Source organism: Amycolatopsis sp. lyj-109 (assembly GCF_046548995.1).
Classification (GTDB): Bacteria; Actinomycetota; Actinomycetes; order Mycobacteriales; family Pseudonocardiaceae; genus Amycolatopsis.
Genome location: NZ_JAJPWR010000008.1, coordinates 214,524 through 228,157, shown reverse-complemented (window position 1 = coordinate 228,157; position 13,634 = coordinate 214,524). Strand labels below are relative to the sequence as shown.

At 72.3% G+C, this 13,634-nt stretch carries 10 protein-coding genes and 1 pseudogene; 4 read left to right on the top strand and 7 right to left on the bottom strand.

From position 1 onward, the window contains the following. Positions 1–5 precede the first annotated feature (5 nt). Together ACLJQF_RS20145 and ACLJQF_RS20140 are read right to left on the bottom strand one after the other, a co-directional pair. Positions 6–662 carry a potassium channel family protein gene (locus ACLJQF_RS20145; RefSeq protein ID WP_410610655.1) on the bottom strand — a complete coding sequence of 219 codons (657 nt, stop codon included), beginning with the start codon at positions 660–662 and terminating at the stop codon, positions 6–8. Further along, positions 659–1,324, bottom strand: coding sequence for a potassium channel family protein (locus tag ACLJQF_RS20140; RefSeq protein ID WP_410610654.1), 666 nt, complete (start codon positions 1,322–1,324; stop codon positions 659–661). Before ACLJQF_RS20140 ends, ACLJQF_RS20145 begins: the two co-directional genes overlap by 4 nt. Positions 1,325–1,416: 92 nt before the next feature. Here ACLJQF_RS20140 and ACLJQF_RS20135 point away from each other — a divergent pair, with 92 nt between their 5' ends. From ACLJQF_RS20135 to ACLJQF_RS20125, 3 genes are read left to right on the top strand one after another with little or no spacing between them, the layout of a single operon-like run. After that, the gene (locus ACLJQF_RS20135; RefSeq protein ID WP_410610652.1) at positions 1,417–3,450 is read left to right on the top strand and encodes an APC family permease; all 2,034 of its coding nucleotides are present in this window, start codon (positions 1,417–1,419) and stop codon (positions 3,448–3,450) included. Then, entirely contained in the window at positions 3,447–4,634 is a 1,188-nt protein-coding gene (locus ACLJQF_RS20130) for a class I SAM-dependent RNA methyltransferase (protein WP_410610650.1), read from the top strand. Before ACLJQF_RS20135 ends, ACLJQF_RS20130 begins: the two co-directional genes overlap by 4 nt. Positions 4,635–4,689: 55 nt before the next feature. Beyond that, complete coding sequence (locus tag ACLJQF_RS20125; RefSeq protein WP_410610649.1) at positions 4,690–5,301, top strand: TIGR03086 family metal-binding protein; 612 nt, start codon at positions 4,690–4,692, stop codon at positions 5,299–5,301. A gap of 67 nt (positions 5,302–5,368) precedes the next feature. On the opposite strand, the gene ACLJQF_RS20120 is transcribed toward ACLJQF_RS20125, so the two are convergent. Both ACLJQF_RS20120 and ACLJQF_RS20115 read right to left on the bottom strand, forming a co-directional pair. After that, the gene (locus ACLJQF_RS20120) at positions 5,369–5,806 is read right to left on the bottom strand and encodes a hypothetical protein (protein WP_410610647.1); all 438 of its coding nucleotides are present in this window, start codon (positions 5,804–5,806) and stop codon (positions 5,369–5,371) included. 44 nt (positions 5,807–5,850) lie between these two features. Continuing rightward, a pseudogene (locus tag ACLJQF_RS20115) lies at positions 5,851–7,319 on the bottom strand (aldehyde dehydrogenase family protein). A 175-nt stretch (positions 7,320–7,494) separates the two neighbouring features. Here ACLJQF_RS20115 and dxs point away from each other — a divergent pair. After that, the gene (gene dxs / locus ACLJQF_RS20110; RefSeq protein WP_410610645.1) at positions 7,495–9,414 is read left to right on the top strand and encodes a 1-deoxy-D-xylulose-5-phosphate synthase; all 1,920 of its coding nucleotides are present in this window, start codon (positions 7,495–7,497) and stop codon (positions 9,412–9,414) included. A 279-nt stretch (positions 9,415–9,693) separates the two neighbouring features. Here the strand turns inward: dxs and ACLJQF_RS20105 are convergent, their stop codons facing one another. Genes ACLJQF_RS20105 through speB form a run of 3 tightly spaced genes read right to left on the bottom strand, consistent with a single transcriptional unit; the run spans position 9,694 to position 13,633 of the window. Continuing rightward, positions 9,694–11,052, bottom strand: a complete 1,359-nt coding sequence (locus ACLJQF_RS20105; RefSeq protein ID WP_410610644.1) for an aminobutyraldehyde dehydrogenase — start codon at positions 11,050–11,052, stop codon at positions 9,694–9,696. Next, positions 11,049–12,692, bottom strand: coding sequence for a thiamine pyrophosphate-binding protein (locus tag ACLJQF_RS20100; RefSeq protein WP_410610642.1), 1,644 nt, complete (start codon positions 12,690–12,692; stop codon positions 11,049–11,051). Before ACLJQF_RS20100 ends, ACLJQF_RS20105 begins: the two co-directional genes overlap by 4 nt. Further along, positions 12,689–13,633 (bottom strand): agmatinase, encoded by a 945-nt coding sequence (gene speB, locus ACLJQF_RS20095; RefSeq protein WP_410610641.1) that lies wholly within the window; start codon positions 13,631–13,633, stop codon positions 12,689–12,691. Before speB ends, ACLJQF_RS20100 begins: the two co-directional genes overlap by 4 nt. Position 13,634 lies beyond the last annotated feature (1 nt).

Genomic DNA, 13,634 nt, shown 5'->3' with positions numbered 1-13,634 from the left:
GGGCGCTAGTAGCCCAGCGCCGTCCGGATCTCCGGTTCGACGTCCGCGGTCGCCACGAACAGCAGCTCGTCACCCGGCTCCAGCGGGTCCTCCGGCTGCGGCACGATCACCCGGTCGCCGCGCAGGATCGTCACCAGCGCGGAGTCTCGCGGCAGCGACAGGTCGCTCACCGGTTTCCCGGCCAGCGGGGTCTCCGCCGGCAGCGTCAGCTCGACCAGGTTCGCGTTGCTCTGGCGGAACGTCATCAGCCGCACCAGGTCGCCGACGCTGACCGCCTCCTCGACCATCGCCGCGAGCATCCGCGGGGTCGAGACCGCCACGTCGACGCCCCAGGCGTCGGTGAACAGCCACTCGTTGGCCGGGTTGTTCACCCGGGCCACCACGCGCCGCACCGCGAACTCCGTCTTGGCCAGCAGCGAAACCACCAGGTTCGCCTTGTCGTCGCCGGTCGCGGCGATGACGACGTCGCACTGCTCGATCCCGGACTCCTCCAGGATCGACACCTCGCAGGCGTCGCCGAGCACCCAGTCGGCCTGCTCGACGGCGTGCGGCTCGAACTGGTCGGCCTCGCGCTCGATGAGCATCACCTGGTGCCTGCCGTCGATCAGCTCGGCGGCGATGGAGCGGCCGACCGCCCCGGCGCCGGCAATCGCGACCCTCATGCCTCATCCTCCGGTTCGCGGTGGGCCACACTGGTGACGTCGGTGACGGTGCCGGAACGCGCGGCCACCCACACGACGTCGTCGGCCTGCAGCACCGTCCTGGTGTCGGGCAGCACCCCGGTGCCGAAGCGCATGATGAACGCCACCCGCGCGCCGGTCGCCTCCTGCAGCGACTTCACCGAATGCCCGACCCAGCCCTCGTGCAGCGGCAGCTGCAGCAGCGCCACGTTGCCCGACGGGTCCCGCCACGCCGACGCGACGCCGTCCGGCAGGAGGGAGCGCAGGAACCGGTCGGTCGTCCACGGCACGGTCGCGACCGTCGGGATGCCCAGCCGCTCGTACACGGCCGCGCGCTTGTGGTCGTAGATGCGCGCGACGACGTGCTCGATGCCGAAGTTCTCGCGCGCGACCCTGGCCGAAATGATGTTCGAGTTGTCGCCGCTGGACACCGCCGCGAACGCACCGGCCCGCTCGATGCCGGCTTCGATCAGCACCCGGCGGTCGAACCCGACGCCGACGACCTGCTGGCCGTGGAAGTCGCTGCCGAGCCGGCGGAACGCCTGCTGGTTCTTGTCGATGACGGCCACCTCGTGGCCGAGCCGCTCCAGCGCCGCGGCCAGGGACGCGCCGACCCGGCCGCATCCCATGATCACCACGTGCACGCCCTGCCTCCTCCTCGGCGGTTACCCGTCCGTTGCCACCCCTACCTACCAGCGCCGAACCTACCGTGCCCCTCGCCCGTTACGCTTCCGTGGTGTCGAAGTTCCCGACCGTGCTGAAACGCCTGGTACTCGGACGTCCGTTCCGCAGTGACCGGCTGGCCCACACGCTGCTGCCCAAGCGCATCGCGCTGCCGATCTTCGCGTCGGACGCGCTCTCCAGCGTCGCCTACGCCCCGGAAGAAATCTTCCTGACACTGAGCGTGGCCGGGTTGTCCGCGTATGCGCTCGCGCCGTGGATCGGCATCATGGTCGCCCTGGTCATGCTGGTCGTCGTCGCCTCGTACCGGCAGAACGTGCACGCCTACCCGAGCGGTGGCGGCGACTACGAGGTCGCCAACACGAACCTGGGCGGCAAGTTCGGTCTCACCGTGGCCAGTGCCCTGCTGGTCGACTACGTGCTCACGGTCGCGGTGTCCACTTCGTCCGGTGTGGCCAACATCGGCTCGGCGGTCCCGTGGGTCGCGCAACACAAAGTGCTCGCGTCGATCGTCATCGTGGTCGTGCTGACGTCGCTGAACCTGCGCGGCATCCGCGAGTCGGGCAAGGCCTTCGCGATCCCGACCTACGGGTTCATCATCGGCATCCTCGTGATGGTCGCGTGGGGCCTGGTACAAGCCGCCACCGGCACCGAGATGAAGGCCGAGAGCGCCGGGTTCACGCTGACCGCCGAAGGCACCTTCGCGGGCGTCGGGTACGCGTTCCTGGTGCTGCGGGCGTTCTCCTCCGGCGCCGCCGCGCTGACCGGGGTGGAGGCGATCAGCAACGGCGTCCCGGCGTTCCAGAAGCCGAAGTCGAAGAACGCGGCCACCACGCTGCTGCTGATGGGCGTGCTCGCGGTCACCATGCTGGTCGGCATCATCACGCTGGCCACGATCACCGACGTCAAGTTCGCCGAAGACCCGGCGCGGCAGCTCGAAGGCGCGCCCGCCGGCTACGAGCAGAAGACGATCGTGGCGCAGATCGCGCACGCGGTGTTCGCCGACTTCCCGCCGGCCTTCTACTACATCTCCTTCTCCACCGGAATCATCCTGCTGCTGGCCGCGAACACCGCGTTCAACGGCTTCCCGGTGCTGGGCTCGATCCTGGCCCAGGACCGCTACCTGCCGCGCCAGCTGCACACGCGCGGCGACCGGCTGGCGTTCTCCAACGGGATCCTGTTCCTGGCCGCCTTCGCGCTGGTGCTGATCATCGCCTTCGACGCCGAGGTGACCCGGCTCATCCAGCTCTACATCGTGGGCGTGTTCGTGTCGTTCACGGTGAGCCAGGCGGGCATGATCCGGCACTGGAACCGGTTGCTGGCCAAGGAAACCGACCCCGCCAAGCGGCGGCGGATGCGGCGCTCGCAGACGGTCAACGCCATCGGCCTGACGATGACCGCGACCGTCCTGGTGATCGTGCTCATCACCAAGTTCCTGCTCGGCGCGTGGATCGCGATCGCCGCGATGGTGGCCATCTTCGCGTTGATGACGGCGATCCGGCGGCACTACGACCGCGTCGCCGACGAGCTGAAGGAGCTCGGCGACACCCCGACCGTGCTGCCGTCGCGCAACCACGCGATCGTGCTGGTGTCCAAATTGCACCGTCCGACGCTGCGCGCGCTGGCCTACGCCAAGGCGATGCGCCCGGACGTCCTCGAAGCCGTGACGGTCAATGTGGACGATGCGGACACGCGCCGGCTCACCGCCGAATGGGACGCGCACAACTTCAAGGTGCCGCTGAAGGTCGTCGAATCGCCCTACCGCGAGATCACGAAGCCCGTTCTCGACTACGTGAAGCGCGTGCGCGGTGACAATCCGCGCAACGTGGTCACCGTGTTCATCCCGGAGTACGTGGTCGGGCACTGGTGGGAGCAGGTGCTGCACAACCAGAGCGCGCTGCGGCTCAAGGGCCGGCTGCTGTTCCAGTCCGGCGTGATCGTGGCGAGCGTGCCGTGGCAGCTGGAGTCCTCGGCCAAGGCGGCCGCGCGCGTCCGCACCGAGCGCCCCGCCGCGGGCGACGTCCGCCGCGGGTTCTCGCCCAACGGGAAGCCGATCGCGGCACCGAAACCGAAGGAGCGGGCCGAATGACGAGCTGGCTGGGTCGCGTCCTCGAGGTCGAGGTCGGCGCGGTGGCGCACGGCGGGCACTGCGTCGCCCGCGCGGACGGGCGGGTCGTGTTCGTCCGGCACGCGCTGCCGGGCGAGCAGGTTCGCGTCGAAGTCACCGAGGACAACGGCGGTGCGTTCTGCCGCGGGGACGCCGTCGAGGTGCTCGACCCGTCGCCGCACCGGGTTCCGCCGCCGTGCCCGCTGGCCGTTCCGGGTGGCTGCGGCGGCTGCGACTGGCAGCACGCCGACCCGGGCTACCAGCGCTCGCTGAAGGCGGCGGTGGTGGCCGAGCAGCTGCAGCGGCTGGCCGGGATCGAGCGGGACGTCGTCGTGGAGGCCCTCGACGGCGGGCCGCTGGACTGGCGCAGCCGGGTCCGGCTGGTCGCCGGGCACGACGGGCGCGCCGGGCTGCGCGCCCACCACAGTCACCGGGTGGTGGCCCTGGAGGACTGCCCGATCGCCGTCCCCGGCGAGCTCGACGACGTCCTGGCGCGGCGCTGGCGGCCGGGCAGCGAGCTGGAGGTCACCCAGGACGGCGACGGCGGCGTCCACGTCCGGGAGCTGTCGACGGTGCGCGGGAAGGTCCGAGCGCGGCAGCTGACCGGCGGGGTCGCGGTCCAGCACGCGGCGGGCCGCGACTGGCGCCTCGACGCGCACGGTTTCTGGCAGGTCCACCCGGCGGCGGCGTCGACGCTGGCCGCGGTCGTGGGGGAGTGGGCGGAGGCGCCTTCCGGCGGCACGGCTTGGGATCTCTACGCCGGGGTCGGGCTGTTCGCGTCGGTGCTGGCGACCCAGGTCGGTGCATCGGGCCGGGTGCTGGCGGTCGAGTCCGGCCGGCGCGCGGTCTCCGACGGCGAGCACAACCTCGCGGACCTGCCGCAGGTTTCGTGGCGCGCCGGGCGCGTGGAGCACGTGCTGGAGTCGGCGCCCAAGCCGGTCGACGTGGTCGTGCTGGACCCGCCGCGCAAGGGGGCGGGCAAGGCGGTCGTGGAATCGATCGTGGCGGGCGCCCCGGACCGGATCGTGTACGTGGCCTGCGACCCGGCGGCGCTGGCGCGCGATGTGGCGACCTTCGCGTCCCACGGGTATTCGCTGACGGACCTGCGGGCCTTCGACGCGTTCCCGATGACCCACCACGTGGAGTGCGTCGCGCTGCTTTCCTGACCCGCCTTCCTGCTCCTTCCGGAAACTGTCGGTGGTGGTCGGCACACTGTGTGCCATGACTGCTCTCGACGACTTCGACCTCGCAGCTTCGACGGTGACCGGCCTGGTCACCGCGGTCCGTGCCGACCAGTGGGCGCTCCCGACGGCGTGCCTGGACTGGGATGTGCGCGCGGTGGTGAACCACCTGGCGCACGGGAACGCGAAAGTGGCGTTCTGGGCGGGAACGGGCCCACCGGCCCCGGACGGCGACTACCTGGGTGGGGCACCGGACACTTCGCCGGGCACTTCGCCGGCCGAGGCGTTCGCCGCGTCGGTGGCGTCGGCCCGGGCGGTACTGGCCGCGCCCGGGCTGTTCTCGCGGCAGGTGACGACGCCGCTCGGTGAGGTGCCCGGGGTGTTCCTGGTCCACATGCGGGTGAACGAGTACCTGGCCCACGGCTGGGACATCGCGGACGCGACCGGGCAGCCCACGGACCTGGCACCCGAGCTGGCCTCCCGGGCGCTGGAGCAGTGGCGCTCCCGGTTCGGTGCGACGCCGCGGCAGCCGGGCGGGCCGTTCGGTCCAGAGGTCCCGCCGCCCCCGGACGCGACGGCGGCCGACCGCCTGGCGGCTTTCCTCGGCCGGAAGGCGGTGACCGGCCAGCGCCTCCCCGAGTGTCTTGAATGACTCATTCAGGACCTCGGAGGTCCTGAATGAGTCATTCAAGACCTCCGGGGGAAGGGGAGGCGGCCGCTCAGCCTGCCCGGCGCACCGCGAACGCCGCCGCGAGACCGGTAGCCGTCATCGCCACGCCCGACACCAGCAGCACCCACGCTCCGGCTCCCGGGACCACCCGCGCCGCCGGCTGGATGCGCGTCACTCCGGGCAGCGTCACCACCAGGTGCCGCAGGATCACTCCCGTCACCACGATCCCCGGCAGGCACGCCATGGCGAGCGGCTCGTCCTGGTGGCGGGCGAAGGTCAGGTACGCCAGCGTCACCGCGATCAGCACCGCCGCCGCGCACACCAGCCGTAGGGTCAGGTCCAGCTCCGGGTCCGGCGTTCCCGGCGGCAGCACCCCCGGATACTCGGCCGTCCGGAGCGTCAGCCCGGCGATCACGCCGAGCCCGGCCGCTCCCACCACGACGGCCCGAGGGCCCCGGAGCCGCTTCCGCGGTCGCTGCTGGTCCACTCCGGCCTCCCCTGCGTCGCCGTGGACGCAGCATAAGGCGGCTTTCAGCCGGAGAACCAGCGCTGCGGTGCCGGCCGCAGGTTCTGGTAGATGTGCTTGGTTTCGGTGTACTCGGCCAGCCCCGTCGGGCCCAGCTCGCGGCCGAACCCGGACTGCTTGTAGCCGCCCCACTCGGCCTGGGGCAGGTACGGGTGGAAGTCGTTGATCCACACCGTTCCGTGGCGCAGCCGGCCCGCCACGCGCTGGGCGCGCCCGGCGTCCTGGGTGAACACCGCGCCGGCCAGGCCGTAGTGCGTGTCGTTGGCGATGCGGACCGCGTCGTCCTCGTCGGTGAACGTCTCGACCGTCAGCACCGGGCCGAACGACTCGTCGACCACCGCCGACGAACCCTGTTTCACCTGGTCGAGGATGGTCGGGAGGTAGTAGAAGCCGTCCTGCAGCGCCGGGTCGTCCGGGCGGCGGCCACCCGTGCGCAGCACCGCGCCCTCGGCGAGCGCGGCGGCCACGTACGCCTCGATCTTCGCCCGGTGCGCCGCCGAGATCAGCGGGCCGGTTTCCGCCTGCGCGTCGAACGGGCCGCCCAGGCGGATCCGCTCGGCGCGGCGCACCAGCTCGGCGACGAACTCGTCGTGCCACTCGCGCTGCACGATCAGCCGCGCGCCCGCCGAGCACACCTGGCCGGAGTGCAGGAACACCGCCGTCAGCGCGTAGTCGACCGCGGTCTCGAAGTCGGCGTCGGCGAACACCACGTTCGGGTTCTTCCCGCCCAGCTCGAGCGCCACCTTCTTGACCGTGGCGGCCGCCGCCGCGGCGATGTCCTCCCGGTCGCCAGGCCGCCGGTGAACGACACGAGGTCGACGTCCGGGTGCGACGCCAGCGGCGCACCGGCTTCGGCGCCCGCGCCCAGCACCAGGTTTCCCACGCCCGGCGGCAGGCCGGCTTCGGTGAGCAGCTTGAGGAACAGGATCGCGGTGTGCGGGGTCAGCTCGCTGGGCTTGAGCACGAACGTGTTGCCCGCGGCCAGCGCCGGTGCGATCTTCCACACGGTCTGCAACAGCGGGTAGTTCCACGGCGTGATCAGCCCACAGACGCCGACCGGCTCGTGCACGATCCGGCTGAACGCGTCCGGGTTGCCGGTGTCGACGACGCGCCCGGCGTCCTGCGCCGCGAGCTTGCCGAAGTAGCGCAGGCACGCCGCGATGTCGGCCATGTCGTACCGGCTCTCGACCAGGCGTTTGCCGGTGTCGAGCGACTCGGCGCGGGCGAACGCCTCCGCGTCGCGATCGAGCAGGTCCGCCGTGCGCAGGAGCAGGTCGCCGCGCAGGTGTGCGGGCGTGCCGGGCCACGGGCCGGTGTCGAACGCCCGGCGCGCCGCCGCAATGGCGGCCTCGGTGTCCTTGGCGGTGCCCTCGGCGACCGTCGCGACCAGGGAACCGTCGGCCGGGCAGCGGATCTCCCGCCGGGCGCCGTCCACCGCGTCCACCCATTCGCCGCCGATGAAGAAATCCGCCATGCGGTCCGTTCTCGTGGCCACGCGGCGTGACCGCCACAGCGACGCGGCGAGACGAGGTTCACCCCGCCTGCTGACCTGCGGTCGCGCTCCGGTTGTGACGCCCGACGCGGCCTGCGGCCCCACTCTGGCGGGTCTCCGTAGACTGGCCGGAACCGAGCGAGTGAGGTGGAGACGAGTGACGATGCTGGAGTCCGTGAGCGGACCGGCGGACCTGAAACGCATGAGTGTCGAGGACCTCGGCGAACTGGCCGCCGAGATCCGGGACTTCCTCGTCGACAAGGTCCGCCGTGCGGGCGGCCACCTGGGGCCGAACCTCGGCGTCGTCGAGCTGACCCTGGCGTTGCACCGCGTGTTCGACTCGCCGCGTGACGCGATCGTATGGGACGTCGGTCACCAGGCGTACGTGCACAAGCTCGTCACGGGTCGCGCGGACGGGTTCGACCTGCTGCGCCAGACCGGCGGGCTCACCGGTTACCCGTCGCGCGCCGAGAGTGAGCACGACTGGGTGGAGAGCAGCCACGCGTCGTCCGGCCTGTCCTATGTGGACGGTCTGGCGAAGGCGTTCGCGCTGGCCGGCGGCGGGCGGCACGCGATCGCCGTCGTCGGCGACGGCGCGCTCACCGGCGGCATGTGCTGGGAGGCGCTCAACAACATCGCCGCGCACCGGGACCGCCCGGTCGTCATCGTGATCAACGACAACGGCCGGTCGTACTCGCCGACCATCGGCGGCCTGGCCGACCACCTCGCGGCGCTGCGCCTGCAGCCCGGCTACGAGCGCCTGCTCGACGGCGGCCGCGAGATCCTCAAGCACACCCCGGTCGTCGGCAAGCCGATCTACGCCGCACTGCACGCCGCGAAGGCCGGGCTGAAGGACGCGCTGAGCCCGCAGGCGATGTTCTCCGACCTCGGCCTGAAGTACCTCGGCCCGGTCGACGGCCACGACCAGGTCGCGCTGGAGAAGGCGTTCCACAGCGCGAAGGCGTTCGGCGGCGCGGTGATCGTGCACGTGGTGACCGAGAAGGGCCACGGCTACGCGCCCGCGGTGAACAACGAGCACGACCAGATGCACCAGACCGACCCGATCGACCCGGAGACCGGCCTGCCGCCGGTTAAGGGGCCCAGCTGGACCGGTGTGTTCGGCTCCGAGCTGGCGGCGATCGGTGCCGAGCGTGAGGACGTCGTCGCGATCACCGCGGCGATGCTGCGCTCGACCGGGCTGGACAAGTTCGCCGACGCGTTCCCGGACCGCTGGTACGACGTCGGCATCGCCGAGCAGCACGCCGTCACCTCGGCCGCCGGGCTCGCGATGGGCGGGCTGCACCCGGTGGTCGCGATCTACTCGACGTTCCTGAACCGCGCGTTCGACCAGGTCCTGATGGACGTGGCGCTGCACCGCCTGCCGGTGACGCTGGTGCTCGACCGGGCCGGCATCACCGGGCCGGACGGGCCGAGCCACCACGGCATGTGGGACCTCTCGCTGCTCGGCATGGTGCCGGGCATGCGGGTGGCCGCCCCGCGCGACCCGGCGACGCTGCGCGAGGAGCTGCGCGAGGCGGTCGCGGTGTCCGACGGGCCGACGGCGCTGCGGTTCTCGAAGGGCAAGGTCGGCACGGACGTGACGGCGGTCGAGCGGATCGGCACGGTCGACGTGCTGCGCCGCCCGGCCGACGGCGCGGACGTGCTGCTGGTGACGGTCGGCGCGTTCGCGACCCTGGGGCTGGCGGCCGCGGACCGGCTGGCCGACCAGGGCATCGGCGTGACGGTGGTGGACCCGCGCTGGGTGCTGCCGGTGCCGGCGGAGCTGGTCGCGCTGGCCGCGCAGCACAAGCTGGTGGTGACGGTCGAGGACAGCGGCCGCCACGGCGGTTTCGGCTCGGCTCTGGCGGCCCTGTTCCGCGACGCGGAGTGCGATGTGCCGCTGCGGGACCTGGCGGTGCCCCAGTCGTTCCACGACCACGGCAGCCGCGACGAGGTGCTGGGGCGGATCGGCCTGACGGCGCAGGACGTGGCCCGCCGGGTGACGGAGTGGGCCTCCGGCCGGCTCGGCACTCCGGAAGCCTCGGCGCCGGCGAAGAAGAACGCCAACCGCAGCTGAGCGGAGCCGTTCCGCAAACCGCCCCCTTCGGGCCCGGCAAAGTCGAGGGCGGGCCCGAAGGGGGCGGTTTCGGCGGCGCCGGTGTGGCCGCGGTGTCTTGAATGAGTCATTCAGGGCTTCGGAGGTCCTGAATGACTCATTCAAGACGTTGGCTGAGCTGCCGGGTGGGCTCGCCGGGGACTCCGGGCCGGAAACTGTCGGTGGTCACCGGTAGCGTGGAAAACGGGGGCGCCCCCGAGACGGGTCGGTGGGCGTCACGCCTTCTGGGGAGAGCGGTGCTCAGGCGAACTTCGTCATCACGTGCTTGACGCGGGTGTACTCGGCGAAGGCGTACGCCGAGAGGTCCTTGCCGTGGCCGGAGTGGCCGAAACCGCCGTGCGGCATCTCGGCGACCAGCGGCCCGTGCGTGTTGACCCACACGCAGCCGAAGTCCAGCTCGGCCGACACCCGCGCGGCGACGCCGAGGTCGCGCGTCCACACCGAAGACGCCAGTCCGTACGGGACACCGTTGGCCAGCGAAACCGCCTGCGCCTCGTCCGAAAAGGACTGGACGGTGATCACCGGCCCGAAGATCTCCTCCTGGACGATCTCGTCGTCCTGCCGCACCCCGGAAACCACCGTGGGGGCGAAGAAGAACCCCCGGGAGCCGTACCGCGACCCACCGGTCTCGACGCGGGCGTGTGACGGCAACCGCGAGATGAGGCCCTCGACACGGGAGAACTGCGCCGCGCTGTTCAAGGGCCCGTAGTCGACGCCCGGCGTCTGCAAAGCCGCGAACTTCGCCAGCGAAGCGACGAAGTCGTCGTGGATCGACTCGTGGACCAGCACCCGGCTGCCCGCCGTGCAGTCCTGGCCGGCGTTGTAGAACGCCGCGCCCACGATGCCCTCGACCGCCGATGCGACGTCGACGTCCGGGAAGACCAGCAGCGGTGCGTTGCCGCCCAGTTCCAGGTGGGTGCGCTTGAGGTCGGCGGCCGCGACCGTGGCGACGTCGATGCCCGCGCGTGTCGACCCGGTGATCGAGACCAGCGCGGTCACCGGGTGGCGCACCAGGGCGCGGCCGGTGTCGCGGTCGCCGGTCAGCACGGTGAACGCCCCGGCGGGCAGGAACTCCGCGGCGACGCGGGCCAGCAGCAGGGCCGTCGACGGCGTCGTCTCGGCCGGCTTGAGCACCACCGTGTTGCCCGCCGCCAGGGCCGGCGCGATCTTCCAGACCGCCATCATCAGCGGGTAGTTCCACGGCGCGATCTGCGCGCAGACGCCGACCGGCTCGCGGCGGATCACCGACGTGTGGCCCGGCGTGTACTCCCCGGCCGCGGTGCCTTCAAGGTGCCGAGCGGCTCCAGCGAAGAACCGCAGGGCGCTCACGCACTCCGGGATCTCCTCTTCGAGCACGACGGACCGGATCTTGCCGGTCTCGCGCACCTCGAGCTCGGCGAACTCGGCAGCCCGGGCCTCGAGGGCGTCGGCGATCTTCAGCAGCGCCAGCTGCCGCTGCGCCGGGGTGCTGCGCCGCCAGACCGCAAACGCTTGCGCGGCCGATTCGAGCGCCGTGTCCACAGCGGACTGGGTGGCGATGGGGCTGGTGCCGAACACCTCGCCGGTCGCCGGGTCGGTCAGGTCGAGCGTGCGGGTCATGCCTGCTCCAGGTGGGTCGGCGCGAACAGCTTCAGCAACGCGGGGAGGACGACGACGGACGGTCCGGGCGTGCGCAGCGCCGCGGCGAGGTCCGCGCCCACGGTGTCCAAAGAGGACAGGCGGGCGGGAACGCCGAAGGACGAGGCCAGCGCGACGAAGTCGGGCCGGGCCAGCTCCGTGGCCGTGGTGTGGCCGAAGGCGTCGGTGAGGTATTCGCGCAGGACGCCGTAGCCGCCGTCGTCGATGATCAGCCAGGTGACGTCGAGGCTGTGCTGCACCGCGGTGGCCAGCTCCGCGACGCCGTACATCGCGCCGCCGTCCCCGGACACGGCGAGCGCCGGACCACCGGTGGCCGCGCCGCCGAGCGCGCCCGGCAGCCCGTACCCCAGCCCGCCCGCGCCCTGCGCGGTGTGGATCGGCGCGCCCTCGGGGTTCCACGCCGACCACGCCCAGTACGCCGCGATCGTCATGTCCCAGAACGTCTGCGTGCCGTCGGGCAGCGCCGCGCGGATGTCGTCGATCAGCTTCCGCTCGACGCCGAGGTCCTGACCGTCCAGCCGCGACTCCACCCGCGCGAGCAGCCCCGAAACCGCCTTCTCGGCCCGGCCGTCGGACGCCCGCATCGGCACCCACTCCAACAGCGCCTGCAGCGTGCGCCGCACGTCGGCGTGGATGCCCAGCGCCGGGTAGTTCGACTCCAGCTTCCCGAGGTCGGCTTCGACCTGGATCACCCGGCCGCGCGGGGCGAACTCGCGGTAGTTGCTGGACAGCTCGCCGAGGCCGGAGCCGAGCACGAGCAGGACGTCGGCGGCGGCGAGGAACTCCGTGGTGTGCCAGTCCTCCAGCCACGACCGCCCGGACAGCTCGTGGTCCCAGGGGAACACGCCCTTGCCGCCGAACGTCGAGATCACCGGCGCCCGCAGGGCTTCGGCCAGGGCCAGCAGTTCGGCGTGCGCGCCCGACCGCAGCGCTCCGCCGCCGGCGAGGATCACCGGGCCGGACGCCGCCCCCAGCAGGTCGGCGGCCTCGGTGACCAGCTCCGGCAGGGGTTCCACCAGGGCGGGAGTGGCTGACGCCGAGGTGATCGGCGGGATCCCGGCCGGGCCGAGCAGGACATCCTGGGGGATCTCGACCCACACCGGGCCGTAGGGCGCGGTCGCGGCCGACGTCCACGCCTCCCGCAACGCCGACGGGATCTGGCTCGCCCGCCGCACGACGTGCACCGACTTCACCACGTCCCGGAAGCTCGCCTGCTGGTCGGGCAGCTCGTGCAGGTAGCCGTGCCGTCCACCGCCGAGGCCGGCGACCGGGACCTGGCTGGAGATCCCGAGCACCGGCACCGACGCCGCGCGGGACTCCTGCAGCGACGCCAGCGTCAGCAGCGCGCCAGGGCCGGTCGAGACGACGAGCGGGGTCACCGGCACCGGGCCGTCGGGGTTCGCGGCGAGCCGGGCGCGGGCGTGCCCATCGGCGGCGAAGGCGAGGTTGTTCTCGACGCGCCCGCTGATCACGCGCAGGTCGCCGGCCCGCCGCAGCGCCTCGAACAGGCCCAGCGCGTGCTGGCCCGGCAGGCCGAAGACCGTGTCGGCGCCCAGCGCGCGCAGGGTTTCGACGACGACGTCACCGCCGATGCGCGTCATGCGCCCTTCCCCAGGCTCAGCAGGCTCACCAGGTCGTAGGCGACGTGGGAGGCCGCGATGGCGGTGATCTCGGCGTGGTCGTAGGCCGGCGCGAGCTCGACGACGTCCGCGCCGACCAGGTTCAGGTCGCGCAGCCCGCGCAGGATCTCCAGCAGCTCGCGGCTGGTCAGCCCGCCCGCCTCGGGCGTGCCGGTACCGGGCGCGTGGGCCGGGTCGAGCACGTCGATGTCGACCGAGACGTACAGCGGCCGGTCGCCGATGCGCTGGCGCAGCGCGTCGACGGTCTCGGCGACGCCGCGGCGCATGACGTCGCCCGAGGTGACGATGCCGAAGCCGAGGCGGCGGTCCTCTTCGAGGTCCCGCTTGCCGTAGAGCGGCCCGCGCGTGCCGACGTGCGACAGCGCGCTCGTGTCGAGGATCCCTTCCTCCGACGCCCGCCGGAACGGGGTGCCGTGGGTGTAGGGCTCGCCGAAGTAGGTGTCCCAGGTGTCGAGGTGCGCGTCGAAGTGCAGCAGGGCCACGGGTCCGTGCCGCTTCGCCGCGGCCCGCAGCAGCGGCAGCGCGATGGTGTGGTCGCCGCCGACGGTCACCAGCCGCGTCCCGTCCGCCTGCAGCGCTTCGGCTTCTTGCTGCAGCGTCTCGATCGCCTCGCCGATGTTGAACGGGTTGACCGCGATGTCCCCGGCGTCGACGACCTGTTTTTCCGCGAACGGTGAGACGTCCAGCTCCGGGTGGTACGGCCGCAGCAGGCGGCTCGCCTCGCGGACGGCCGCCGGGCCGAAACGCGCGCCGGGCCGGTAGGACACGCCCGAGTCGAAGGGCACCCCGACGACGGCGACGTCGGCGCGCTCGACCTGGTCGATCCGCGGCAGCCGCGCGAAGGTCGCGAAACCGGCGAACCGGGGGACGCGCGACGAGTCGAGAGGTCCGAGGTTAGGCACT

Bases quoted from the DNA above. Each gene is read 5' to 3' on its own strand.
- ACLJQF_RS20145 (WP_410610655.1), bottom strand. From the start codon at position 662: ATGAGGGTCGCGATTGCCGGCGCCGGGGCGGTCGGCCGCTCCATCGCC.
- ACLJQF_RS20130 (WP_410610650.1), top strand. From the start codon at position 3,447: ATGACGAGCTGGCTGGGTCGCGTCCTCGAGGTCGAGGTCGGCGCGGTG.
- ACLJQF_RS20125 (WP_410610649.1), top strand. From the start codon at position 4,690: ATGACTGCTCTCGACGACTTCGACCTCGCAGCTTCGACGGTGACCGGC.
- ACLJQF_RS20105 (WP_410610644.1), bottom strand. From the start codon at position 11,052: ATGACCCGCACGCTCGACCTGACCGACCCGGCGACCGGCGAGGTGTTC.
- ACLJQF_RS20100 (WP_410610642.1), bottom strand. From the start codon at position 12,692: ATGACGCGCATCGGCGGTGACGTCGTCGTCGAAACCCTGCGCGCGCTG.